Raw genomic sequence first — 25622 nt, 5'->3', positions numbered from 1 at the left:
TTGTGTTTTGTTTGTGGTGTAAGTTGTTGGCCTATTAGTACCGGTCAGCTTCACGAGTCGTTAGTCCTCGCTTCCACATCCGGCCTATCAACCCAGTGGTCTGGCTGGGGGCCTCTCACACACAAGGTGTATGGAAATCTCATCTTGAAGCGAGCTTCCCGCTTAGATGCTTTCAGCGGTTATCCCATCCGAACGTAGCTAATCAGCGGTGCACTTGGCAGTACAACTGACACACCAGAGGTTCGTCCGTCCCGGTCCTCTCGTACTAAGGACAGCCCTTCTCAAATTTCCTGCGCGCGCAGCGGATAGGGACCGAACTGTCTCACGACGTTCTAAACCCAGCTCGCGTACCGCTTTAATGGGCGAACAGCCCAACCCTTGGGACCTACTCCAGCCCCAGGATGCGACGAGCCGACATCGAGGTGCCAAACCATGCCGTCGATATGGACTCTTGGGCAAGATCAGCCTGTTATCCCCGAGGTACCTTTTATCCGTTGAGCGACGGCCATTCCACAATGTACCGCCGGATCACTAGTCCCGACTTTCGTCCCTGCTCGAGATGTCTCTCTCACAGTCAAGCTCCCTTGTGCACTTACACTCGACACCTGATTGCCAACCAGGCTGAGGGAACCTTTGGGCGCCTCCGTTACTTTTTAGGAGGCAACCGCCCCAGTTAAACTACCCATCAGGCACTGTCCCTGACCCGGATTACGGGCCGAAGTTAGATGTCCAAAGTGACCAGAGTGGTATTTCAACGATGACTCCACCCGAACTGGCGTCCGGGCTTCAACGTCTCCCACCTATCCTACACAAGCCACTCCGAACACCAATACCAAACTATAGTAAAGGTCTCGGGGTCTTTCCGTCCTGCTGCGCGTAACGAGCATCTTTACTCGTACTGCAATTTCGCCGAGTTTATGGTTGAGACAGCGGGGAAGTCGTTACTCCATTCGTGCAGGTCGGAACTTACCCGACAAGGAATTTCGCTACCTTAGGATGGTTATAGTTACCACCGCCGTTTACTGGGGCTTAAATTCTCAGCTTCGCCTTGCGGCTAACCGGTCCTCTTAACCTTCCAGCACCGGGCAGGAGTCAGTCCGTATACATCGTCTTGCGACTTCGCACGGACCTGTGTTTTTAGTAAACAGTCGCTTCCCCCTGGTCTCTGCGGCCCCGATCCCCTCCCGGACGCATGGTCCGTTCAAGGTTGGGGCCCCCCTTCTCCCGAAGTTACGGGGGCATTTTGCCGAGTTCCTTAACCATAATTCTCTCGATCGCCTTAGTATTCTCTACCTGATCACCTGTGTCGGTTTGGGGTACGGGCGGCTAAAACCTCGCGTCGATGCTTTTCTCGGCAGCATAGGATCACCAAATCCCCCCAAACGGGGGTCCCATCAGATCTCAGGCATTATGAGTGGCGGATTTGCCTACCACTCGCCCTACATCCTTAGACCGGGACAACCATCGCCCGGCTCGGCTACCTTCCTGCGTCACACCTGTTAATACGCTTGCCTCCCAGGATCAGGTCCTGCGCTCCACCAAAACCCTTCACCCACAAGGGGTGTCGGGCAGGTCTCGGGCAGTTAGTATCCCCTGTTCAACATGGGCGGTTTTTCGCCGGTACGGGAATATCAACCCGTTGTCCATCGACTACGCCTGTCGGCCTCGCCTTAGGTCCCGACTTACCCAGGGCAGATTAGCTTGACCCTGGAACCCTTGATCATCCGGCGGACGGGTTTCTCACCCGTCTTTCGCTACTCATGCCTGCATTCTCACTCGTGTAGGCTCCACCGCTGGTTTCCACCGCGACTTCACTGCCCACACGACGCTCCCCTACCCATCCACACTCCTGAACCACAAAGGCTTAGAACACGTGTGAATGCCACAACTTCGGCGGTGTACTTGAGCCCCGCTACATTGTCGGCGCGGAATCACTTGACCAGTGAGCTATTACGCACTCTTTTAAGGATGGCTGCTTCTAAGCCAACCTCCTGGTTGTCTGAGCAACTCCACATCCTTTCCCACTTAGCACACGCTTAGGGGCCTTAGTTGGTGGTCTGGGCTGTTTCCCTCTCGACTATGAAGCTTATCCCCCACAGTCTCACTGCTGCGCTCTCACTTACCGGCATTCGGAGTTTGGCTGACGTCAGTAACCTTGTAGGGCCCATTAGCCATCCAGTAGCTCTACCTCCAGCAAGAAACACGCAACGCTGCACCTAAATGCATTTCGGGGAGAACCAGCTATCACGAAGTTTGATTGGCCTTTCACCCCTACCCACAGCTCATCCCCTCCATTTTCAACTGAAGTGGGTTCGGTCCTCCACGACGTCTTACCGTCGCTTCAACCTGGCCATGGGTAGATCACTTCGCTTCGGGTCTAGATCACGCCACTCACACGCCCTATTCAGACTCGCTTTCGCTACGGCTGCCCCACACGGGTTAACCTCGCGACGTAACACTAACTCGCAGGCTCATTCTTCAAAAGGCACGCCGTCACAGTTACTATGCGATTACTCGCGACTGCTCCGACGGATTGTAAGCACACGGTTTCAGGTACTGTTTCACTCCCCTCCCGGGGTACTTTTCACCTTTCCCTCACGGTACTGGTCCGCTATCGGTCATTAGGGAGTATTTAGGCTTATCAGGTGGTCCTGACAGATTCGCACGGGATTTCTCGGGCCCCGTACTACTTGGGATACTCTCACAGGCGGCACAAACGCATTACGGTTACGGGACTAACACCCTCTCTGGCCGGCCTTTCAAAACCGTTCACCTATGCGCGCACATCACACCCCACCAGCCCGGCAGAACTGGTATGGAAAGTCCCACAACCCCGACCATGCAACGCCCGCCGGCTATCACACATGGAACGGTTTAGCCTGATCCGCGTTCGCTCGCCACTACTAACGGAATCACTATTGTTTTCTCTTCCTGCGGGTACTGAGATGTTTCACTTCCCCGCGTTCCCTCCACGCACCCTATGTGTTCAGGTACGGGTCACCAAGTCACTCGCGCGCTTGGCGGGGTTTCCCCATTCGGACACCCTGGGATCACAGTCCGGTTATCGACTCCCCCAGGCTTATCGCAGATTCCTACGTCCTTCTTCGGCTCCTAATGCCAAGGCATCCACCGTGTGCTCTTAAAAACTTGACCACAAAAGATCAACAACAAAAACACTCGAGAGAACCACAGAAACCGCCCACACCCCATCAACCCCCGAAAGAGTCTCAAACAATGCGGCCAGATCCAGGTTCCAATTCTTGGAAATTGCTTATCCACGAAAAACCCCAAAGGGCTCCTCATGGAAGATGCTCGCGTCCACTATGTAGTTCTCAAACAACAACCCCACACCACACACCCCACACACCAACCCCCCACAAAAAAGGAGGCCAACAGCGCATGAAACGACGTGGCAGGGAAACCAGAAACAAACAAACCCCGGGGAACCAAAACCCCCCGGCCCTGTTGCCTCAGGACCCAACAGTGTGCCAAACACGAAACCACCCAACCCCCGGCCCCGCCGTTCCAGGACACACACCCCAAGGGGGATGCATCCGTACTAGACAAGAACCAGAACCAGGCAGCCGCTATTTGTTGATATTCCACCCATGAGCACCCGCCGCAGAACTAGCGTCTGCGCAACGGGCGTACTCCTGACAACACCACACCCCGCCATACAGCAGAGAATGATAATTGTGAGGCGCTCCTTAGAAAGGAGGTGATCCAGCCGCACCTTCCGGTACGGCTACCTTGTTACGACTTAGTCCCAATCGCCAGTCCCACCTTCGACGGCTCCCTCCCACAAGGGGTTAGGCCACCGGCTTCGGGTGTTACCAACTTTCGTGACTTGACGGGCGGTGTGTACAAGGCCCGGGAACGTATTCACCGCAGCGTTGCTGATCTGCGATTACTAGCGACTCCGACTTCATGGGGTCGAGTTGCAGACCCCAATCCGAACTGAGACCGGCTTTTTGGGATTAGCTCCACCTCACAGTATCGCAACCCTTTGTACCGGCCATTGTAGCATGCGTGAAGCCCAAGACATAAGGGGCATGATGATTTGACGTCGTCCCCACCTTCCTCCGAGTTGACCCCGGCAGTCTCCTATGAGTCCCCACCATCACGTGCTGGCAACATAGAACGAGGGTTGCGCTCGTTGCGGGACTTAACCCAACATCTCACGACACGAGCTGACGACAACCATGCACCACCTGTAAACCAGCCCCAAAGGGGAAACCACATTTCTGCGGCGGTCCGGTCCATGTCAAGCCTTGGTAAGGTTCTTCGCGTTGCATCGAATTAATCCGCATGCTCCGCCGCTTGTGCGGGCCCCCGTCAATTCCTTTGAGTTTTAGCCTTGCGGCCGTACTCCCCAGGCGGGGCACTTAATGCGTTAGCTACGGCGCGGAAAACGTGGAATGTCCCCCACACCTAGTGCCCAACGTTTACGGCATGGACTACCAGGGTATCTAATCCTGTTCGCTCCCCATGCTTTCGCTCCTCAGCGTCAGTTAATGCCCAGAGACCTGCCTTCGCCATCGGTGTTCCTCCTGATATCTGCGCATTTCACCGCTACACCAGGAATTCCAGTCTCCCCTACATCACTCTAGTCTGCCCGTACCCACCGCAGATCCGGAGTTGAGCCCCGGACTTTCACGGCAGACGCGACAAACCGCCTACGAGCTCTTTACGCCCAATAATTCCGGATAACGCTTGCGCCCTACGTATTACCGCGGCTGCTGGCACGTAGTTAGCCGGCGCTTCTTCTGCAGGTACCGTCACTTTCGCTTCTTCCCTACTGAAAGAGGTTTACAACCCGAAGGCCGTCATCCCTCACGCGGCGTCGCTGCATCAGGCTTGCGCCCATTGTGCAATATTCCCCACTGCTGCCTCCCGTAGGAGTCTGGGCCGTGTCTCAGTCCCAGTGTGGCCGGTCACCCTCTCAGGCCGGCTACCCGTCGTCGCCTTGGTAAGCCATTACCTCACCAACAAGCTGATAGGCCGCGAGTCCATCCAAAACCACAAAAGCTTTCCACCAACCACCATGCGATGGAAGGTCATATCCGGTATTAGACCCAGTTTCCCAGGCTTATCCCAGAGTCAAGGGCAGGTTACTCACGTGTTACTCACCCGTTCGCCACTAATCCACCCACAAGTGGGCTTCATCGTTCGACTTGCATGTGTTAAGCACGCCGCCAGCGTTCATCCTGAGCCAGGATCAAACTCTCCGTTGAAGTAAAACAAAAACAGACACAACCAAAACCAGTGGAAATAACACCAGCGAAGGCTGCACAAAATTTGAAACCAGCTGTAAAACCAAACCAATGCCACAGGGGCGGCACGATCCGGCAATTCAACCAATCACATTACATAATCGGTATCAACAAACTTGGCACACTATTGAGTTCTCAAACAACAGACACACCCGGCACCACCCAAACCAACATTCAGGATCGCTCCGGAGCAACTTTTCAAACTTACCGGCTGGCTTCACTCTTGTCAAACCGGCGGCCGCGACCTTCATCAGCGTGAAGCTTTTTGGTCGGGTTTTCCGGCTGACTCTGTGGACCAGCGCGGAAATAAACTCTACCACCACTCGGCCGGGATGGCCAACTCCCCCGGGAGCCGGTTCCCACCACGGACGCGTTGCGGCATGGAAAAGCCCGGAATCACAAGGATCCCGGGCCGTTCCATGCGGGTCACACCGGCAGGCTAGGCGGTGCCGGTGGCCCCACTTCCCGTTACCTTCGGTGCAGCCGCACCTGGCTTGAAGTAGGCGGCGCCGAGCGGAGGCAGGGTGACCGTCAGCGTGGCGGGCTGGCCGTCCTGGCCTTCGTCAACGGCCTTAAGTCCTTCCTTGTTCAGGACACCGGACCCGCCATAGGTCTCGTGGTCCGTGTTGAGGACTTCCGTCCACGGCCCCGCCGTCGGTACGCCCAGCGTGTAGCCGACATGCGGACCGCCGGAGAAGTTGATGGCGCACACCAGCGGGTTGCCGTCCTTGTCCCAGCGGATGAAGGACAAGACATTGTGGTCTGCGTCGCCGCCGTTGATCCACTGGAACCCGCCGGGCTCGTTGTCCCGGGTGTAGAGCGCTGGTGTGGTCTTGTACAGCTCGTTCAAGTCCTTGGTCAGAAGCTGCAGGCCCTTGTGCGCGGGGATGTCGGCAAGCCACCAGTCGAGCCCGTGCTGCTCGGACCATTCCGCTTCCTGGCCGAATTCGGTGCCCATGAAGATCAGCTGCTTGCCGGGGTGCGCCCACTGGTAGCCCAGGAAAGCGCGCAGGTTGGCGAGCTGCTGCCAGCGGTCGCCCGGCATCTTGCGCAGCATGGATCCCTTGCCGTGCACAACCTCATCGTGGCTGATGGGCAGCAGGAAGTTCTCCGTGAACGCGTACACCATGGAGAACGTGACGGTGCCGTGGTGCCATTTGCGGTTGATGGGATCTTCGGAGGCGTACTTGAGGGAGTCGTGCATCCAGCCCATGTTCCATTTGAGTCCGAAGCCCAGCCCGCCGTGGCTGGTGGGGGCGGTTACCCCCGGGAAGGCTGTTGATTCCTCTGCGATCATCACAGCACCCGGGTGCGTCTTGTAGACGGTGGCGTTGACTTCCTGCAGGAAGGAGATGGCCTCCAGGTTTTCCCGTCCGCCGAAGCGGTTGGGCTGCCACTGGCCGTCCTGACGGGAGTAGTCCAGGTAGAGCATGGAGGCAACCGCATCCACGCGCAGGCCGTCGATGTGGAACTCGTCGAGCCAGTAGAGGGCGTTGGCCACAAGGAAGTTGCGTACCTCGGTGCGGCCAAAGTCGAAGATCAGGGTGCCCCAGTCCGGGTGCTCGCCAAGGTTGGGGTCTGCGTGTTCGTAGAGCGGCTCGCCGTCGAACTGGGCAAGGGCCCAGGCATCCTTCGGGAAGTGGGCAGGGACCCAGTCCAGCAGCACACCGATGCCGGCCTGGTGGAGGGTGTCCACCAGGTACCGGAATTCATCCGGGTGCCCAAAGCGGGACGTCGGTGCGAAGTAGGAGGTGACCTGGTAGCCCCAGGAGCCGCCGAACGGGTGCTCCGCCACCGGCATGAACTCCACGTGGGTGAACCCCAGCCACTTGACGTAGTCCACCAGTTCCTTGGCGAGCTCGCGGTAGCCCAGTCCCAGCCGCCAGGAGCCGAGATGTACTTCGTAGACGCTCATCGGGGAATTGTGCGGGTCCCGCTGGGCCCGGGCTTCCATCCACTCGTCGTCCTTGAAGGCGTAGGAGGATTCCACCACCCTCGAAGCCGTCAGCGGCGGCACCTCGGTACCGAACGCAAGGGGATCGGCCTTCTCCACCCAGTGACCGGCCTTGGTCCGGATTTCGAACTTGTAGCACGCGCCTGCCGGGACGCCGGGGATGAAGAGTTCCCACACCCCGGAGGAGCCAAGGGAGCGGAGGGAGTGTTCGCGTCCGTCCCAGGCATTGAAATCACCCTTGACCCGGACAGCCTGCGCGTTGGGAGCCCAGACGGCGAAGGAAACGCCGTCCACGTCACCCAGCGGGGACTTGTAGTGCTGGGCGTGGGCGCCCAGCACCTCCCAGAGCTTTTCGTGCCGGCCCTCGCCGATCAGGTGCAGGTCCACCTCGCCGACGGTGGGCAGGTACCGGTACGGTTCGTCCACCGTCACCGGCTCAGCCCCGGGGTAGGTGACCGACAGCCGGTAATCGGGCACATGTCCGTGCTGCAGCGGTTCCAGGACGGCAACCCAAACGCCGTGCGACTCGTGCTGCATGGGAGTTTCGCCTGCGGAGGTGATGACGCTGACGGCTTCGGCGAGGTGCTTCACCGTGCGGATAGTGACGTGCCCGTAGTCGTCCAGGTGCGCGCCCAGGACCGAGTGCGGGGCGTGGTGTTCGCCGTTTGCGATCCTGCCCAAGGTGCCGTCGTCCACCTGCAGCGGTGCGCCCGGGCGGTCAGTTCGTGCTGAGCCTGTCATTTCGTTACCTTCCGATGCTGCCCCGGCATGGTCGCCGGCGCTGTTACCGCTAAGGAGCCGCCTGGAGGCGTTCACCGGGATCGCCAGCCAGTCGGGCCTGTTACGCATTTCATAAACTACTTCGTACAGTGCCTTGTCCAGCCACAATGCCACAAAGAGGGGCGCGTTCCGGTCCACGGTTCCCGGCGTGACACTGGCGTAGCCTTCCAGGAAAGCGTCTGCGCAGTCGTCCACCCACGTGGCGGGCACCTGGGCGCCTTCCTGTTCGCGCTGGGCAGCACCGGCCGCGTAGTCGAAGGACCGGAGCATTCCGACGACGTCGCGCAGCGGAACATCGGGGACATTCCGTTCGGCGATGGGCCGGAGGGGCTCGCCTTCAAAATCGAGGATGGCCCAGCGGGCAGGGCCGTCCTGCGCCGGGACCTGCAGGATCTGGCCCAGGTGGAGGTCGCCGTGGATCCGCTGCAGCGGCCCGGTGGGCACGCCGTCGAGGCCTTGCAGCAGCGCTTCCAGTTCTTTGTCATAGGGCCCGACGGCGGGACCGGCTTCCGCCCATGCCTGCCGGACGCGCTGGGCTACTCCCGGTCCGATCACCTTGCCCGGTTCGCTTTCGGCGGACTGTCCCAGCGCTTCGGCAAGGCGCCGGTGCACTGTTGCGGTGGCAGCGCCGAGGGCCCGCGCTTCTGCCGTGAAATCGGCTCCGGAACGGGCGGCATCCACGGCGAGGCGCCATGCATCCCTGCCGCCGGCCAGGAATTCGTGTGCCACGGCCAGCTCGCCCTGGACCTGGCGGTTCCCCTTCCCGTTGGACGCGGTCCTGCCCGAGGCCAGCCACTCGCCCCGCACCCAGCCGAGGGTGGCGGGCACCTCGGACGTACCGGCCGAGGTCAGGGCCGACCCCACTTCAACTTCGGGGTTCGCGCCCTCGGACAAGACGCGGAAGAACTTCACGATCGCGGCCGATTCGCCGTCGTCCACAATGACTGAACTGTTGGACTGCTCGCCGGACAGGACCTTCACCACACCCCGCGCGGTGGGCAGCCGGTAGCTCCCGGAGACCTTGAAGCCCGCTGCCGTGCCGCTGGCAGCCTTCTCCTCATTCCGGATCAGCTCCAGCCAGCTGCCCACGAAGTCGGGATCATGGACGGCGTCGTAGACCCAGGGCCGGGACGGATCCGTCCCGGCGGCTTCGCCGACGAGCGCGCGTTCCATTCCTGCCGCGGGTGCCGGCCGGAAGCTCAGCGGAACCTGGACCACGGCAGTCCGCCTGGCGCCGTCGGGCCCCTGCGTGCTGACATTCAGCAGGAACACGGACAGGGCTGCGTGCCTGGCCGGGTCTTCAAGCCCCAGGCTCCCGGCCTGGGACATTTCGAAGTCCGGCGACTTGATGGGAAACCAGCGTTGCTTCGGGAGCCATTCCTGGAGCAGCGCGGTCAGGGCGGGCGTGAGAATAGGCTGGTTCATGTCACTCCTCTATCGACAGGATGGGCATGGCCTGGGTGTAGGGCGACGACGGGTTGGATGCCGCCGACCGGACGCGCAGCCAGAAGAAATCGTGGCTGCCCAGGGTCAGCGTCAGCGTGCCGTCGTCATTGATTCCGGGGAACACCTGTCCCCCGAAGACATCCCGCAGTCCGCGGCCGGCGTACTCCGGTACCCGCAGCCGGGCTGCCACGGGGTGCTGCGAAAGATTGAAGGCGCACAGGATGGTTTCGCCGTCCATACCCGCGGGGTTGCCGTAGGGCAGTTCACGCAGGTAGGCAAGGACGGCGTCGTGGTCGGCCTCCAGGTGTTTGTAGCCGCCCAGTCCGAACGCGGGATGGTTCTTGCGGACGCTCAGGATCTGCCGGGTCCACCGGAGCAGGGAGCCGGAGTGGGCGGCCTCGGCCTCCACGTTCGCCATGCTGTAGTTGTACACCAGCGACTGGATGGGAGGCAGGTACAGCTTGCCCGGGTCCGCATGCGAGAAACCGGCGTTCCGGTCGGGGTTCCACTGCATGGGGGTGCGCACGGCGTCCCGGTCCTCGAGCCAGATGTTGTCGCCCATGCCGATTTCGTCGCCGTAGTACAGGAACGGGCTGCCGGGCAGGGACAGGAGCAGCGCGTTGATCAGTTCGATCTCGGCACGCGAGTTGTCCAGCAGCGGCGCCAGCCGGCGCCGGATGCCGATGTTGGCCCGCATCCGCGGATCGGGGGCATACCAGCCGAGCATGGCGGCCCGTTCGTCCGCGGTGACCATTTCGAGGGTCAACTCGTCATGGTTGCGCAGGAAGGTGCCCCACTGCGCGCCCTCCGGAATGTCCGGGGTGTCCTTCATGGTCTCGATGATGGGCGCTGCCTTCTGGTCCCGGAGCGCGTAGTAGAGCCGGGGCATGATCGGGAAGTGGAAGGCCATGTGGCACTCCGGTTCCGCTTCCGTGCCGAAGTACTCCACCACCTCGTTGGGCGGCTGGTTGGCCTCGGCGATGATCACCCGGCCGGGATAGCTTTCGTCCACCATGGCCCGCAGTTTGCGGAGGAACTCGTGGGTGGCCGGCAGGTTTTCGCAGTTAGTCCCTTCCTCCTCGTACAGGTAGGGGATGGCGTCAGCCCGGAAACCGTCAATGCCCTGGTCCAGCCAGAACCGCACCACGTCGAAGAGCGCGTCGATCACCTTGGGGTTTTCGAAGTTCAGGTCGGGCTGGTGGCTGAAGAACCGGTGCCAGAAGAACTGCCGCCTGATGGGGTCGAACGTCCAGTTCGACTCCTCGGTGTCCACGAAGATGATCCGGGCGTCCTGGTACTTCTCGTCCGTGTCGCTCCACACGTAGAAGTCACCATAGGGCCCGTCGGGGTCCTTGCGGGACTCCTGGAACCAGGGGTGCTGGTCCGAGGTGTGGTTCAGCGGCAGGTCGATGATCACGCGCACGCCCCGGGCATGCGCCTCGGCCACCAGGCGCTTGAAGTCGCTGATGGTGCCGAACTCGTCCAGCACGGAGTTGTAGTCGGAGATGTCGTAGCCGCCGTCCCGCAGCGGCGACTGGAAGAAGGGCGGCAGCCAGAGGCAGTCCACGCCAAGCCACTGCAGGTAGTCCAACCGGTCGATCAGGCCGGAGAAGTCTCCGGACCCGTCGCCGTTGGCATCCGCGAAAGCCCGGACCAGTACTTCGTAGAACACGGCCTTCCGGTACCACAGCGGATCATGCTGGAGGCCCGGGGCGTTGAGTTCGAATGTGCTCTTGGGGGTGAAGTGCTGGCCCGAACTTTGCGGAGTAAAACTCACTGATGCATTCTCCTCACGCTGAGGATGTGTGCGGGCTCAACGTGCGGGTCCAGGCGTACGTAGTTGTACTCGCCCCACTCCCAGCTTTCGCCGGAGATGAGGTCGTCCACGTAGAACCCGCCGTTGGCGGTCAGGTCCTGCGGGTCCAGTTCAAGTGCGGCGAGGTCCAGGGTCACGGTGCATTCCTTGGTAACGTGCGGGTCCACGTTGACCACCACGATGAGGGTGTCCTTGGAACCGTCAGGCAAGGTCTTGTGCTTGGAGTACACCACCGTGGAAGCGTCCGTGCTCTGGTGGACCGTAAGGTTCTGCAGGTCCTGGAGCGCAGGATGGTCCCGGCGCAGGTGGTTCAGCCGGGTGATGAACGGTGCCAGGGTGCGTCCGGATTCGGCTGCCGCATTCCAGTCTCGCGCCTTGTATTCGAACTTCTCGTTGTCGATGTACTCCTCGGCACCCGGCCGGGCAACGTGCTCATACAGCTCGTAGCCGGCGTAGACCCCCCACAGCGGGCTGGCCGTTGCGGCCAGCACTGCCCTGATCCGGAATGCCGGCGGGCCACCGAACTGGAGGTAGGGGGTGAGGATGTCCGGGGTGTTGACGAAGAAGTTGGGCCGGAAGAACGCCGGCGATTCGTGGCTCACCTCCTGGAAGTAGTCCTCGATCTCCTTCTTGGTGTTGCGCCAGGTGAAGTAGGTGTAGGACTGCTGGAAGCCGGCCCGGCCCAGGGCGTGCATCATCGCGGGCCGGGTGAACGCCTCGGCGAGGAACACCACTCCCGGCACTGCTTTATTGACTTCGGCAATGAGCCACTCCCAGAACCAAACAGGTTTGGTGTGCGGGTTATCTACCCGGAAAATCTTTACGCCGTGGCTGACCCAGAGCAGGACAATCCGCAGAATTTCATTGGAAAGACCCTCAGGATCATTATCGAAATTCAGCGGATAAATGTCCTGGTACTTCTTGGGCGGATTTTCGGCGTAGGCAATACTGCCGTCAACGCGGGTGGTGAACCATTCCGGGTGCGACGTCACCCAGGGGTGGTCCGGGGCGGCCTGCAGGGCAAGGTCCAGGGCAACTTCCAGGCCCAGCTCATTGGCCATGGCCACGAAAGCGTCAAAGTCCTCGAAGGTGCCGAGGTCGGGGTGGATGGCGTCGTGCCCGCCTTCCTCGGAACCAATGGCCCAAGGCGAACCGGGGTCATGCGGGCCGGCAACCAGGGTGTTGTTGGGCCCCTTGCGGTGCTTCACGCCGATGGGATGGATGGGCGGCATGTACAGGACGTCGAAGCCCATGGCCGCAACGGCGTCCAGCCGCCTGGCTGCAGTGCGGAAGTTTCCGGAGGTCCAGATGCCTGTGGAGTGGTCCTTGACCGCGCCTTCAGAACGGGGGAAGAACTCGTACCAGGCACCGCGGCCGGCACGGTCACGCTCAACGTTGAGCGGGAACTTCTCCGAAACGGTCACCAGCTCACGGATGGGCTGGCGGGCGACAATGTCAGCCACTCCTTGACTGAACCCGGCGGCGAGGCGGTCCTCCGGGCTCAGCGACTGGTCCGCCAGCCTCTCGGCCACCCAGCGCAAAGTGGCCCTGTCCGCCTCGTTCCGCGAGTCGTCGTCGGACGCTTCGGACAGCAGCGCAGCGCCTTCGGCGAGCATCAGTTCAACATCGATCCCGGCAGCGATCTTGACCTCGGCGTTGTGGTGCCAGGTGCCATAGCGGTCATGCCAGGCTTCAATCACAAAGGACCAGTGCCCGGTTTCCGACGGCGTGAGGATGCCCTCCCAGCGGTCGGTTCCCATGCCGCGTTCCCCGCGCGGCGGCGCGAGCCGGACGCGCTGGCGCTCAGCGCCCGACGGGTCCAGCAGGACTGCGCTTACGCCGAGCTGGTCGTGGCCTTCCCTGAAACAGGTGGCACCCACAACGATGCCTTCGCCCGGCAGGGCCTTGGCCGGGAACTTTCCACCCTCGACGACGGGCTGCACGGCCGTGATCGGAAAACGTCCGAACCGCAGTCCCTCCGTGATGGATCCCCTTGGCATTTTCTCTGTTACGGCACTGGTTCCTGAGTTAGTCGTCACAGGCTCGACGTTAGCGAGAAAAGTCCGAGATTGCTAAGGCTGCTCACTATTTTCGTCGTGCCGTACGTCATTTCCTCCACGCCCTTGTCATTTACCCAAAAGAAACCCAAAGCTGGTTCCAGCCGCCCATGTTGTCCGTTAGTGTGACGCAGGTGAAGGCAATCCGCAGGTTTACGGTCCGTACAGTCCTCCCCGAACCCATCCGTCCGCTGGCACGGCTCGCGAGCAATTTGCGCTGGTCCTGGCACCGCCCCACCCGGGAACTCTTTGCCGGGTTGAACCCGCGCATCTGGGAGGAAAGCGAGCAGGACCCGGTTGGCTTCCTGGGCATGGTCAGCCGGGAAGAATTCCAGCAGCTGGCCGCAGACCGGTCGGTGGTGGAGCGGGTGCGGGCAGCGGAGGAAGACCTTGACCGGTACCTTGAGGAACCGCGCTGGTACCAGGGCCTGGGACCGGAAGCACCGGCGTCCATCGCCTACTTCTCCCCCGAGTTCGGCATCACCGAAGTGCTGCCCCAGTACTCCGGCGGCCTGGGGATCCTGGCAGGCGACCACCTGAAGGCCGCATCGGACCTCGGCGTGCCGCTGGTCGGCGTGGGCCTGCTCTACCAGGCTGGCTACTTCAAGCAGTCACTATCCCGGGACGCCTGGCAGCAGGAGACCTACCCCGTCCTGGATCCGGACGGCCTGCCCCTCACCCTGCTTCGCGAGCCCGCCCCCGACGGCAACGGCAAGCCCCTGCAGATCACCCTGCCGCTGCCCAACGGCCGCCGGCTGCTGGCACACATCTGGCGGGCCGACGTCGGACGCGTCCCCCTGCTGCTCCTTGACTCCAATGTGCCCGGCAACGATGACGCGGCGCGCAGCATCACGGACCGGCTGTACGGCGGCGGCGGTGACCACAGGCTGCAGCAGGAACTGCTGCTGGGCATGGGCGGGGTCAAGGCGCTGCGCGCCTTCCAGCAGCTCACCGGCTGCCCGGCACCGGAAGTGTTCCACACCAACGAGGGCCACGCAGGCTTCCTGGGCATCGAACGCATCCAGGAGCTCATGTCCGGGGACCAGGCGCTCACCTTCGACGAGGCCCTGGCGGCCGGCCGCGCCTCCACCGTGTTCACCACCCACACGCCTGTTCCGGCCGGCATCGACAGGTTCGAGATCTCGCAGATCAGCCACTTCTTCCAGGCCGGCCTGGCGCCCGCCGTGCCGGTGGACCGGATCCTGGAACTGGGCCGCGAGAACTACGCCGACGGCAACCCGGCTGTGTTCAACATGGCGGTGATGGGCCTCCGCCTGGCACAGCGCGCCAACGGTGTGGCCAAGCTGCACGGCGAAGTATCGCGGGGCATGTTCTCCGCGCTGTGGCCCGGCTTCGACCCCTCCGAGGTACCGATCACCTCGGTCACCAACGGCGTGCACGTGCCCACCTGGGTGGACAGCCGGATCGCCAAGCTGGCCCGCGACCAGTTCGGCAGCGAGGCCGAGGCCAACGGCCGCTGGGACCTGGCCTACAACGTCAGCGACGCCGATGTGTGGGCGCTGCGCCGGGAGATGCGTTCGGCGCTGGTGGACGACGTCCGCAAACGGCTGCGTGCCGCCTGGAAGAAGCGCGGCGCCGCCGACGCCGAGCTGGGCTGGACGGACAACGTCCTGGACCCGGACGTGCTGACCATCGGCTTCGCCCGCCGCGTCCCCACCTACAAGCGGCTGACGCTCATGCTGCGTGAACCGGAACGGCTGAAGGCACTGCTCCTGCACAAGGAACATCCCATCCAGCTGGTCATCGCCGGCAAGTCCCACCCTGCCGACGACGCCGGTAAGAAGATGATCCAGGACCTGGTCCGGTTCACCGACGACCCCGAGGTCCGGCACCGGATCGCGTTCCTGCCCAACTACGACATCGCCATGGCGCGGACCCTGTTCCCGGGCTGCGACGTGTGGCTGAACAACCCGCTGCGTCCGCTGGAAGCCTGCGGGACATCCGGCATGAAGGCGGCGCTGAACGGTTCGCTGAACCTGTCCGTCCTGGACGGCTGGTGGGACGAGATGTACGACGGCGAGAACGGCTGGGCGATTCCCACCGCCAATAACGGCGCATCACCGGAAGAACGCGACGACATCGAGGCCGCAGCCCTGTACGAGCTGCTCGAAACCCAGGTGGCCCCGAGGTTCTACGGCAGCACCGTCTCGGAAGCTGCGGGCGCGGCCGGGCCGTCGACGTCGGCGGCCGAGAAGGTGCCCACGCACTGGGTGTCCATGATCAAGCACACCTTGTCGCACCTGGGCCCGGCCGTCTCCGCCGAGCGCATGCTGCGCGACTATGTGAACATCCTCTACCGCCCCGCCGCAGAGGCCGGACGCAGGGCCATCGCCAACTCGTACTCGCAGGCACGTTCGCTCGCATCGTGGTCGGCCAAGGTGCGTTCCAACTGGTCCCAGGTCCACGTGGAGCACGTGGACTCGGTGGGCGTCTCCGAGGATCCGCAGATCGGCGACACCCTGCAGGTCAACGCCTATGTTGCCCTGAACAGCCTCACCCCCGATGACGTGTGCGTGGAAGTGGCCTATGGCCGGGCCGAGGAAAGCGACACCCTGGCGGACATCACCCTGATGGAGCTGCAGGTGAAGGAGGACCTGGGCAACGGCCGCCACCTTTTCAGCGGCTCGCTGGTGATCGACCGCTCGGGCTCCTTCGGCTACACGGTCAGGGTCCTGCCACGGCATGAAGCCCTGGCATCCAAGGCGGAGCTGGGCCTGATCGTCAACGCCTGACCCGTTCGCCAACCGGCCCGAACCGACGCAGGAGGACCCATGACCGAACAAACCGTGGCCGACGTGATCGTGGACCGGCTCAGCACCTGGGGCGTGAGCCGGGTTTTCGGGTACAGCGGTGACGGAATCAACGGGTTCATGGGGGCGCTGCGCCGGTCCGGCGGGCGCGTGGAGTTTGTCCAGGCCCGGCATGAGGAAACGGCAGCGTTCATGGCCGTGGGCCACGCGAAGTATACGGGCGGCGTGGGGGTGGTGACGTCAACGCAGGGTCCGGGCGCTGTCCACCTCCTCAACGGACTGTACGACGCCAAGCTCGACGGCGTGCCGGTCGTTGCGATTGTGGGGCAGCAGAGCCGTACTGTGCTGGGTTCGGCCTACATGCAGGAGATTGACCTGGGCGCACTGTTCAAGGACGTCGCCTCCCAGTTCGTCCAGCTGGTCAGCGCCCCGGAGCAGGTGCCCATGGTCCTGGACCGGGCGTTCCGCACGGCGAAGGCCACGTCCTCACCCTGCGTCGTCATCGTCCCGCATGACATCCAGTCCGCGCCGGCACCGCAGCTTGGGCAGCAGCATGGCATCGTGGTCACCAGCCCCTCGTGGAGTTCCGCCGCCAAAACGCCGCGGGATGAGGACCTGGACGCCGCGGCCGCCCTTCTGAACTCCTCGGAACGGGTGGCCCTGCTCGTCGGCCAGGGTGCCCGGCATGCCTTCGACGAGGTGGTGGCGGTGGCGGAGAAACTGGGTGCCGGCATCGCCACCAGCCTGCTGGGCAAGCCGTACGTGGATGAGACCCTTCCATTCGCCGTCGGGACCATGGGCCACCTGGGCACCACTGCCAGCGCCCACCTGCTGGGCAACTGCGATGCCCTGCTGATTGTGGGCTCCAATGATCCGTGGACCGAGTTCTATCCGCCGCCCGGGGCAGCGCGCGCCGTGCAGATCGATATCGATGAGAAGAAGATCGGCAACCGCTACCCGGTGGAGGTGGGCCTGGCCGGTGACGCCGCATCCGCCCTCACCGCCCTGGGCCGGAGGCTCGAGCACCGCCCGCGCGGGCAGTGGCGTTCGGACGTGGAACATGAGGTCAGCCGCTGGCGCATCCTCGCCGCGGACCGTGCCGCCGTGCCTGCCCTTCCCGTCAATCCGGAACGCGTGGTCCGCGAGCTTAACGGCAGGCTCCCGGCGAACGCGCAGGTGAGCGTCGACGTCGGAAGCTGCGTGTACTGGTACGCCCGCCAGCTGGTGCTGCCGCCCGGGGTCCCGGCGCACCTTTCCGGAACCCTTGCCAGCATGGGGTGCTCCATCCCCTACGGGATTGCCGCGAAACTGGCCCACCCCGACCGGCCGCTGGTGGCCCTGGCCGGGGACGGTGCCATGCAGATGGCGGGCGTCGCCGAGCTGGCCACGGTGGCCCACCGGTGGCAGGACTGGGAGGACCCGCGGTTCGTGGTGTGCGTCTTCAACAACCGGGAGCTGACGGAGGTCACCTGGGAACAACGCGAGTCGGAAGGCGAGCCGCGGTTCGCTGCCAGCCAGGAGCTCCCGGATTTCCCGTTCGCCGGATACGCCGAGCTGCTGGGCCTTGGAGGCATCCGGGTGGAGGACCCGGAGCTCCTTGGAGACGCCTGGGAGCAGGCCTTTGCCGCGGACCGGCCCGTGGTGATCGAGGTGCTGACGGACCCGGAAATTCCGCTGCTGCCCCCGTTCCCAGCCGGCAGGGAAAAGGCGGAGAGCATGCGCAAGGGGCTGGCTGCGGAGGACGACGGCGGCCGGGCCTCCGAACTGCTCGACACCTACCTGTCGCAGGAGGAGCCTGCCGGCGGCTGACTGCTGCTAGAGCAGGACGGCGGTGACGGCCAGGTCCTTGCCGGCGTAGCTTTCCGCGTCCTGGAGGATCTCACAGATGATCCCAAAGGACCTGTCGCTCCGGAACGGCGCGGCCACCTGCCAGAGGACCGTGACCGGGGCATTGCCGTTGTCCGTGATGGAGTCCGCGAAGTCGTGCAGGGAATCGTTCAGGGCATCGAGGTTGACGCCGTAGTGTTCCGGGAAACTGAGGACTTCACCGAACGTTTCCAGGACGGCACGCTTGCTGTCAGCCGGCGGGACAACCAGGCTTCGGCGTCCGGCATCGGCCACCTGTTCCTGCAGTTCCTCCAGGGTCCAGGTATCGCCGGAGTAGATCTTCATGGCTTGCTTAGCTGCCTTCCGCTATGAATGTGAACGACTCGTAATGGTCTTCGGTGTAGTACTTGTCTCCGCCGCTGCCGGCCACGATCCGCCGGGCACCCCGGTCTGGTTCCCCGGGTGTGGGCACCGTGTACTCGCGGTAGTATCCGCGGTCCCGGCGGGGCAGGAGGCGTTCGAAGTTGCCGAAGGGCTGGTCATCCTGGCTGTACTGGTACGGGCCGCCTGCGCGGATGAGTGCCAGGACCCTGCGTCCCTCAGGCGGCAGCTCCGATTCCCGGATGGATGCCAGCCCCGACGGGTTTTCGGCCGGGGCCGGCGCCACCGGGCCGGACGGTGATCCGGGACCGGGTGCCGTCACGCGGGAAGTGGCCTCCGCCGTCGTGGTGGCTCCCGCCGTCGTGGTTTGCGACGGTTGATCCAGCAGTCCGGGGCCGCCGAACATGACCAGGGCGAGCACTGCCAGGGCGCCCAGCAGCAGGGGCAGGAGGGTACGGTTGCGCATTCCTGGATCCCGGCTACGTGCGGTAAATGCTGATGGAGTTGGCCTCGGCCACGTCCGTCCCCCCGGCAGCCACCACACCGCCCTGCCGCTGCTCGTGCAGCGGCGAGGTGGTCAGGCGGAGCTCGAACCTGCGCGGGGCGGCCTGTTCGGCGGCAACCTCCGGGAGCGTGATCTGCACGTCCGAGGTTCCGCCGTTCACCACGATCAGCCCTGCGAACTCCCCGTCGTCGGTGCCGAGCAGGAGCTGGACCACCCGGTGGTGCGGATCATTCCACCGCTCGGTGGACATGGGCCGGCCGTCCTGGTCGAACCAGTAAAGGTAGGACTGCTCGTCGCGGACGGGGAAGTCGTGCGGCTGGGCGGCGAGGAACTCCTTGCGCAGCCGGATGTAGCGCTTGGTGCTGCGGAGCATTTCGTGGGATTCCGGCGTGCGGGTCCAGTCCACCCAGGTGATGGCGTTGTCCTGGCAATAGGCGTTGTTGTTGCCCAGCTGGGTCCGCGCCAGTTCGTCGCCGGCAGTGATCATGGGCACGCCGAGCGAAATGAGCAGCGAGGCCATCAGGTTGCGCCGGGACTGTGCCCGCTTGGCGAGGATCTCGCCGTTCTCGGTGGGGCCCTCCACGCCGTGGTTGTAGCTGCGGTTGTCCCCGTGGCCGTCCCGGTTCTGCTCACCGTTGTCCTCGTTGTGCTTCCGGTCGAAGGAAACGAGGTCGTTCAGGGTGAAACCGTCGTGGGCGGTGATGTAGTTCACCGATGCCAGGCGGGACCGTCCGGAGGCCTGGAAGAGGGCCGCGGAGCCTGACAGCGAGTCGGCGAGCCTGGCGACTGATCCGCCGTGGCCGCCGTTTTCGAGGGCTGCCCGGTCCGCAAGCCAGAAGGAGCGCAGGGAATCCCGGAAGTGGTCGTTCCAGTCCACCCAGCCCACCGGGAACCGTCCGGTCTGCCAGCCCCCGTAGCCCACGTCCCACGGTTCGGCGATCAGCTTTACGTCCGACAGGACGGGGTCCGCCGCGACGGCCAGCAGGAACGGATGCCGTGGGTCGAATTCGTTGGCAGCGTTGCGGCAAAGAGTGACCGCGAGGTCGAAACGGAAGCCGTCAATGTGGAACTCGTCCACCCAGTACCGGAGCGAGTCCACCACCAGCTGGACCACCCGGGGCTCGCCGAAGTTCAGGCTGTTCCCGCAGCCGGTAGTATCCACGTACCTGCCGTGCCCGTCCGTGCGGTAGTACTTGTCCTCCCCCAGGCCCCGGAAGCTGACCGTCTGGCCGTCGGGTCCGCCCTCGGCCGTGTGGTTGTACACGACGTCCAGGATGACCTCGAGGCCGGCGGCGTGGAGCGCCTTGACCATTTCCTTGAATTCGTCCTGGACAGCCTTCGGCCCGGCTTCCTGGGCCGCCTTTGTGGCATACGCCGGGTGCGGGGCAAAGAAGGCCGCAGTGTTGTAGCCCCAGTAGTTGGTCAGGCCCAGGTCCTGCAGGTGCGGTTCGTCGAGGTGGAAATGCACCGGGAGCAGCTGCACCGAAGTGATTCCCAGGCTGGTGAGGTGCTCCACCACGGCGGGGTGTGCCATGCCGGCGTAGGTGCCGCGCAGCTCCCGGGGAACATCCGGGTGGAGCATGGTCTGCCCGCGGACATGGGCTTCGTAAATGATGGTGTCGCGCCACTTCAGGCGCAGCCGTTCGTCGCCGTCCCAGCTGAAGTCGCCGGCCATCCGGACGCTGGTGAGCACCCCGTCCCGCTGGTCCACCGCACGGCCGTACGGATCGAGCAGCAGGGGCTGGCCGCCGTCGTCCTCAACCTCCCTGGTGGGCATGGCAAGCGGCAGCGACTGCTCATGGGAGGCGGGACGGAACCCGTACCGCGCGCCATAGGGCAGGTCCTCCACGATGCCGTGGTGGACGCCGTCGGTAACGTTGGGGAGCGCCTGGACACGCCAGTCCCCGCCGGGTGCGATGTAGACGATTTCCAGGCTGGGAACTCCCGGGGCGTAGCAGGCGACGTTGGCCCGGCCCCCGGCGCGGTGCCGCGTGCCGCCGGAATCTCCACGCGGAACGCTGACACCGAGGGGAACTGCCGTGGAGGAGTCCATGGTGGAAGCGGTGTCGAAAAGCGGCATGACCATCACCTAAATAGTAGCCGCCACGGGCATTTGACCTGCCCCGACGCCGGACATGGCGCCGGGGAGGGAAGGGCCCGCAGAACGCGGGCTCCGTCCCTTCACATTTCTAACTTTGTTGAGCGTTTCCTACTTTGTTGCCCGCTGGCGCGAGACCTCGTACAGCGAGATCCCAACTGCCATGGAGGCATTCAGCGATTCCATCGCCGAATCGATGGGGATGGACACGATCTGGTCGCAGTTCTCCCGGACCAGCCGGCTGAGTCCCTTCCCTTCCGAGCCCACCACGATGCACACCGGTTCCTTTGCGAGCGTCAGGTCCGGCAGCGAAACGTCGCCGTCGCCGTCCAGGCCCAGGACGAAGATGCCCATGTTCTTGAACTGCTTGAGGGCGTTGTTGAGGTTGGAGGCGCGCGCCACGGGCACGCGGACTGCGGCGCCGGCGCTGGTCTTCCAGGCGGAGGCGGTGACTCCGACCGAGCGGCGTTCGGGAACGATGACGCCGTGGCCGCTGAATGCTGACACGGAGCGGATGATGGCGCCGAGGTTGCGGGGATCGGTGATGCCATCAAGGGCCACAAAGAGCGGGGCGTTGGCGACGTGCCCCTTCTTCCACTTGTCCACCGTTTCTTCGGCCAGCTCATAGGCGTCCGCATAGTCGTACGGCGGGATCTGCAGGACCAGCCCCTGGTGGACCGCGTCATCCGTCATCCGGTCCAGCTCGGGCTTGCCCGTTTCCAGGAGCGGGATGCCGCGCTCGGCCGCGAGCTTCAGGGACTCCTTGACGCGGTCATCCATTTCGATCCGGATGGCGACGTGCAGCGCCTTGGCGGGGATGCCGGCGCGGAGCGCCTCCACCACCGAGTTGCGGCCGGTGACGACTTCCTCGGTGGCGCGTCCCTTGGGTCCGGACTTCGCCGCGCCCGCGCTGCGGGCACCGGTGCCGCGCTTCGCGGCGGACCGCTCGGCAAGCTGCTTGGCCTTGTGGGCCTTGTGGTACGGCCTGTCCTCCGCCTTGGGCGTTGGCCCCTTGCCTTCCAGGGCCTTTCGGCCATGGCCACCGGTTCCGATGGTTGGGCCCTTCTTCGCTTTAACCGATCGGCGACCATTGTTGGCCATGATGTTCCACCCTTGATTGTGTTGACTGAGTCTGCATACCAGTCTACTGACCGAAGAAAAATCGCCGGACCGCGACGGGAATCCTTCGGGTCAGTCGCGCTTCAGGCTCCAGGTGGCGCCGTCCGGGCCGTCCTCGACCACCACGCCGGCCTCGTTGAGCATGTCGCGGATGGAGTCCGAGGCAGCCCAGTCCTTGTTGGCCCGTGCCGCGGCCCGGGCAGCGAGCTGCGCCTCCACCAGGACGCCGAGCGCATCCGATTCCCGGCTGTTCCGGGCGTCGGTACCGGCAACGGCGTCGAGCCCCAGCACGCCCGTCATGACGGTGACGGCGCGCATCGCCTCCCGGGCGGCGTCGTCGTCGCCCTCCGCCAGGGCTGTATTGCCCGTCCGGACGGCCTCGTGCAGGGCAGCCAGCGCGCGCGGCACGTTCAGGTCGTCGTCCATGGCCTCGGAAAATGCTTCCAGGCTTCCGGGCGTGCGGCCGCCGTCCGCATCAGGCCCGGCATCCTGGCCCAGGCGTGCCGCGGCCTTGCCCAGGAACCCGTCAATACGTTCGACGGCGGCCGCCGCCTCCTGCAGCGACGTGGGACGGTAGTCAAGGACGGAGCGGTAGTGGGCCTGGCCGAGGTAGTAGCGCACCACCCGCGGCGGGGCGAGTTCCAGCATTTCGGCGGGGCTGATGGTGTTGCCGATGGACTTGGACATCTTCTCGCCCTCATAGGTCACCATGCCGTTGTGCATCCAGAAGCTGGCGAAGGGATGCCCTGCCGCCTGCGACTGAGCCATCTCGTTCTCGTGGTGCGGGAAGCGCAGGTCCAGCCCGCCGCCGTGGAAGTCAAACTCCGTGCCAAGGTACTTGGTGACCATCGCGGAGCACTCCAGGTGCCACCCGGGACGGCCCGCGCCCCACGGCGACGCCCAGGACGCCGTGGCGGGTTCGCCCTCCTTGGAGCCTTTCCACAGGGCGAAGTCGCGGGGGTCCTTCTTGCCGCGCGGGTCGGCGTCCGGGGCAGCCTGCATGTCGTCGATGTTCTGCCGGGTCAGGGCGCCGTACTTGCTCCACGAGCGCACGTCGAAGTACACGTCACCCGAGTCATCCAGTGCCGGGTAGGCGTGGCCCCGGTCGATCAGCTGCTGGATCAGGGCGTGCATCTCCGGGATGTGGCCGGTGGCCCGCGGCTCGTAGGTGGGCCGGGAAACGCCGAGGGTGTCGTAGGCCCGCAGGAACTCCTGCTCGTAGCGGTACGCCAGCGCCCACCACTCTTCCTGTGCCACGTCCCCGGGCTCCGGCACGAAGTCCGGGGCGAAAGACGCCTCCGACTTCGCCAGGATTTTGTCGTCAATGTCCGTCACGTTCCGGACCACCGTTACCCGGAACCCCCGGAACGCCAGCCAGCGCGTGAGCTGGTCGAAGGCGATCGCGGACCGGATGTGGCCCACGTGGGGCATGCCCTGCACCGTTGCCCCGCAGTAGTACAGGCTGGCCTTTCCTTCGACCAGGGGGACGAAGTTCCGGACTTCAGCGGAGGCAGTGTCATAGAAGCGCAGGGTCACCGCTCCAGACTAGCCGATGGCGCCGGCAGGCCGCGGGTAGACCAGGGCGGTTGCCACGGCGGTGATGCCCTCACCGCGTCCGGTGAATCCGAGCCTGTCGCTGGTGGTGGCGGTGACGCTGATGGGGGCGTCCGCGGCGTCACTGAGGACCTGCTGCGATTCTTCCCGGCGGGGCCCGAATTTGGGCCGGTTGGCCACGAACTGGACTGCCACGTTTCCTATTTCGAAGCCGGCGGCCCGGACGATCCGCGCGGCTTCGGCCAGGAGTGTCACTCCCGAGGCGCCGGCGAATTCCGGCCGGTCAGTGCCGAAGTGGGTGCCGAGGTCCCCGATGCCGGCCGCCGAGAACAGCGCATCCGCCGCCGCGTGCGCAACGGGATCCCCGTCGGAGTGTCCGGCCAGGCCACGTTCACCCGGCCACAACAGTCCGCCGAGCCACAGGGGGCGCGGGGAATCCTCTGCGGCATAGGCGTGGACGTCCAGGCCGATGCCGGTCCGGGGAATGATCATTTGCGGGTCTTTCATTCCTAGCCTTCCACCCAGCGGGCACCCAGCGGGCCTTCGAGCAGCCCTTCGGCCAGGATCAGGTCCAGCGGCGTGGTGATTTTCAGCGACTGGGTGGAACCGCGGACCACGTGGACCGGGGTGCCGGTCATTTCCACCAGCATGGCGTCATCGGTGACGGCTGCCGACTGTTGCGGGTCGAGTGACCGGGCGGCCTCGTGGGCACGCTGGAGCGTGGGCAAGCGGAACCCTTGGGGCGTCTGGACCGCGCGCAGGTCCTCACGGGGCGCCGTTCCGGTCACGACCTCCGGCGCAGGCGAACCGCCGCCCGCGGTGGCTTTCACTGTCTTGACGGTGTCCACGACGGCGATGGCGGGGATGACCGCCTCGGCACCGGCAGCGAGGGCGTCGGCGATGCGGTGGAAGACGGAGTCCGGCGTCAGGGCGCGGGCAGCATCGTGGACCATGACGGCGTCCGTCCCGTCCATCAGTGCGTCCAGTCCGGCCCGGACGGAGTCTGCGCGGGTGGCTCCGCCGTCAACGATCGTCAGGAGCGGACCGCCGTCGGCAAGCTCTTCGCGGAAGTCTTCGCACAGCCGGCGCAGCCCGTCATTGCCGGCGGGCAGCGCAATGCATACCTGGCTGCTGATTCCGGACGCGACGATGCCGCGCAGGGCATGCATCAGGATGGGTTCTCCACCCAGCGGCACTGCAGCCTTGGGCATGCCATAACCAAGGCGCTGCCCCGAACCTGCGGCCACCAGGATCACCGCGGTGACCAGGCGGTTAGGTGTTTCGCTCATGCGGACTAGCCTACGTCGCCGCGGGCCGCAGTGCCCGGCGCGGTCCCTGCCGTGTGTTGGCTGTGAAGGTGCGGAGAAAAAAAGAAGCCCCGGCGCACTTTCGTGCCGCCGGGGCTTAATTCTTAGGAAGCCAAAACCTCGTCGAGAACGCTTGCCGCCTTCTCTTCGTCGGTCTTTTCGGCCAGCGCCAGTTCTGAGATCAGAATCTGCCGGGCCTTGGCCAGCATTCGCTTCTCGCCTGCGGAAAGGCCCCGGTCGTGATCACGGCGCCACAGGTCGCGCACGACCTCTGCTACCTTGATGACGTCACCGGAAGCAAGCTTCTCCAGATTTGCCTTGTACCTGCGTGACCAGTTGGTGGGCTCTTCGGTGAACTCGGCACGGAGCACATCAAACACGTGCTCCAGGCCATCCTTGCCCACTACGTCCCGGACCCCAACAAGGTCAACGTTTTCTGCTGGAACTTCAATGGTCAGATCACCCTGAGCCACCTTGAGCTTGAGATACATTTTCTCTTCGCCCTTGATGGTGCGCATCTTGATTTCTTCAATCTTCGCAGCACCGTGGTGAGGGTAAACTACTGTCTCGCCGACCTCAAATACCATGTGGACATTTCCCCTTTCCCGCAGACCAGTTTATCACGATTCAGGCATATGCCCGGCCGCGGAGAGGCCCTGGAACCGCGAAAATACGCGGAAATTGGCCCAAATCAACCCCCTTGGACCCCTTGACGGATGCGGATAATAGTGCAT

Annotated in this window: 13 protein-coding genes and 2 rRNA genes; 2 read left to right on the top strand and 13 right to left on the bottom strand. The window is 64.0% G+C overall.

Annotated elements, in window-relative coordinates:
• Window positions 1–13: 13 nt before the first annotated feature.
• From ACJJV6_RS11795 to ACJJV6_RS11775, 5 genes are all read right to left on the bottom strand, one after another.
• Window positions 14–3153 (bottom strand): 23S ribosomal RNA (locus ACJJV6_RS11795).
• A gap of 558 nt (window positions 3154–3711) precedes the next feature.
• A 16S ribosomal RNA gene (locus ACJJV6_RS11790) occupies window positions 3712–5234 on the bottom strand.
• Together the 16S and 23S rRNA genes form the textbook arrangement of a ribosomal RNA operon.
• Window positions 5235–5712: 478 nt before the next feature.
• Window positions 5713–9432 (bottom strand): 1,4-alpha-glucan branching enzyme, encoded by a 3720-nt coding sequence (locus tag ACJJV6_RS11785; protein WP_407709002.1) that lies wholly within the window; start codon window positions 9430–9432, stop codon window positions 5713–5715.
• Between the two features lies 1 nt (window position 9433).
• On the bottom strand, window positions 9434–11230 hold the full coding sequence (treS, locus tag ACJJV6_RS11780) for a maltose alpha-D-glucosyltransferase (RefSeq protein ID WP_407709001.1): 1797 nt from the start codon (window positions 11228–11230) through the stop codon (window positions 9434–9436).
• A complete protein-coding gene (locus ACJJV6_RS11775; RefSeq protein ID WP_407709000.1) occupies window positions 11227–13269 on the bottom strand; it encodes an alpha-1,4-glucan--maltose-1-phosphate maltosyltransferase in 2043 nt (680 codons plus the stop codon). The genes treS and ACJJV6_RS11775 overlap by 4 nt, the downstream gene beginning before the upstream one ends.
• Before the next feature lie 191 nt (window positions 13270–13460).
• Between ACJJV6_RS11775 and glgP the strand changes: the two genes are divergently transcribed.
• The gene (glgP, locus tag ACJJV6_RS11770; RefSeq protein WP_407708999.1) at window positions 13461–16079 is read left to right on the top strand and encodes an alpha-glucan family phosphorylase; all 2619 of its coding nucleotides are present in this window, start codon (window positions 13461–13463) and stop codon (window positions 16077–16079) included.
• A 39-nt stretch (window positions 16080–16118) separates the two neighbouring features.
• Window positions 16119–17906: a thiamine pyrophosphate-requiring protein gene (locus ACJJV6_RS11765; protein ID WP_407708998.1), complete on the top strand. Its 1788-nt coding sequence runs from the start codon at window positions 16119–16121 to the stop codon at window positions 17904–17906.
• 6 nt (window positions 17907–17912) lie between these two features.
• On the opposite strand, the gene ACJJV6_RS11760 is transcribed toward ACJJV6_RS11765, so the two are convergent.
• The 8 genes from ACJJV6_RS11760 to ACJJV6_RS11725 all read right to left on the bottom strand — a co-directional run bounded on the left by ACJJV6_RS11760 (window position 17913) and on the right by ACJJV6_RS11725 (window position 25475).
• The gene (locus ACJJV6_RS11760; protein WP_009357281.1) at window positions 17913–18269 is read right to left on the bottom strand and encodes a barstar family protein; all 357 of its coding nucleotides are present in this window, start codon (window positions 18267–18269) and stop codon (window positions 17913–17915) included.
• Between the two features lie 7 nt (window positions 18270–18276).
• Entirely contained in the window at window positions 18277–18771 is a 495-nt protein-coding gene (locus ACJJV6_RS11755) for a ribonuclease domain-containing protein (protein ID WP_133348718.1), read from the bottom strand.
• Window positions 18772–18784: 13 nt separating this feature from the next.
• Window positions 18785–20896: a glycogen debranching protein GlgX gene (gene glgX / locus ACJJV6_RS11750; RefSeq protein ID WP_407708997.1), complete on the bottom strand. Its 2112-nt coding sequence runs from the start codon at window positions 20894–20896 to the stop codon at window positions 18785–18787.
• A gap of 123 nt (window positions 20897–21019) precedes the next feature.
• The gene (gene rlmB, locus ACJJV6_RS11745; RefSeq protein ID WP_407708996.1) at window positions 21020–22009 is read right to left on the bottom strand and encodes a 23S rRNA (guanosine(2251)-2'-O)-methyltransferase RlmB; all 990 of its coding nucleotides are present in this window, start codon (window positions 22007–22009) and stop codon (window positions 21020–21022) included.
• 90 nt (window positions 22010–22099) lie between these two features.
• Window positions 22100–23563: a cysteine--tRNA ligase gene (cysS, locus tag ACJJV6_RS11740; RefSeq protein ID WP_407708995.1), complete on the bottom strand. Its 1464-nt coding sequence runs from the start codon at window positions 23561–23563 to the stop codon at window positions 22100–22102.
• Window positions 23564–23572: 9 nt separating this feature from the next.
• Window positions 23573–24073 (bottom strand): 2-C-methyl-D-erythritol 2,4-cyclodiphosphate synthase, encoded by a 501-nt coding sequence (gene ispF, locus ACJJV6_RS11735; protein WP_009357286.1) that lies wholly within the window; start codon window positions 24071–24073, stop codon window positions 23573–23575.
• 17 nt (window positions 24074–24090) lie between these two features.
• Window positions 24091–24870, bottom strand: coding sequence for a 2-C-methyl-D-erythritol 4-phosphate cytidylyltransferase (gene ispD / locus ACJJV6_RS11730; RefSeq protein WP_009357287.1), 780 nt, complete (start codon window positions 24868–24870; stop codon window positions 24091–24093).
• Window positions 24871–24992: 122 nt separating this feature from the next.
• On the bottom strand, window positions 24993–25475 hold the full coding sequence (locus ACJJV6_RS11725; protein ID WP_009357288.1) for a CarD family transcriptional regulator: 483 nt from the start codon (window positions 25473–25475) through the stop codon (window positions 24993–24995).
• Between the last annotated feature and the right edge of the window lie 147 nt (window positions 25476–25622).

This window comes from Arthrobacter nitrophenolicus (assembly GCF_045833485.1).
In the GTDB taxonomy this organism is placed as follows: Bacteria; Actinomycetota; Actinomycetes; order Actinomycetales; family Micrococcaceae; genus Arthrobacter; species Arthrobacter nitrophenolicus.
The sequence above is the reverse complement of the archived record's forward strand: the minus strand, read 5'-3'. Positions and strand labels throughout refer to the sequence as shown.

Coding starts and splice junctions, on each gene's coding strand:
- ispD (WP_009357287.1), bottom strand. CDS start 24,870: ATGAGCGAAACACCTAACCGCCTGGTCACCGCGGTGATCCTGGTGGCC.
- ACJJV6_RS11785 (WP_407709002.1), bottom strand. CDS start 9,432: ATGAACCAGCCTATTCTCACGCCCGCCCTGACCGCGCTGCTCCAGGAA.
- glgX (WP_407708997.1), bottom strand. CDS start 20,896: ATGGTCATGCCGCTTTTCGACACCGCTTCCACCATGGACTCCTCCACG.
- rlmB (WP_407708996.1), bottom strand. CDS start 22,009: ATGGCCAACAATGGTCGCCGATCGGTTAAAGCGAAGAAGGGCCCAACC.
- ispF (WP_009357286.1), bottom strand. CDS start 24,073: ATGATCATTCCCCGGACCGGCATCGGCCTGGACGTCCACGCCTATGCC.
- ACJJV6_RS11765 (WP_407708998.1), top strand. CDS start 16,119: ATGACCGAACAAACCGTGGCCGACGTGATCGTGGACCGGCTCAGCACC.
- ACJJV6_RS11775 (WP_407709000.1), bottom strand. CDS start 13,269: ATGCCAAGGGGATCCATCACGGAGGGACTGCGGTTCGGACGTTTTCCG.
- ACJJV6_RS11760 (WP_009357281.1), bottom strand. CDS start 18,269: ATGAAGATCTACTCCGGCGATACCTGGACCCTGGAGGAACTGCAGGAA.
- ACJJV6_RS11725 (WP_009357288.1), bottom strand. CDS start 25,475: ATGGTATTTGAGGTCGGCGAGACAGTAGTTTACCCTCACCACGGTGCT.
- ACJJV6_RS11755 (WP_133348718.1), bottom strand. CDS start 18,771: ATGCGCAACCGTACCCTCCTGCCCCTGCTGCTGGGCGCCCTGGCAGTG.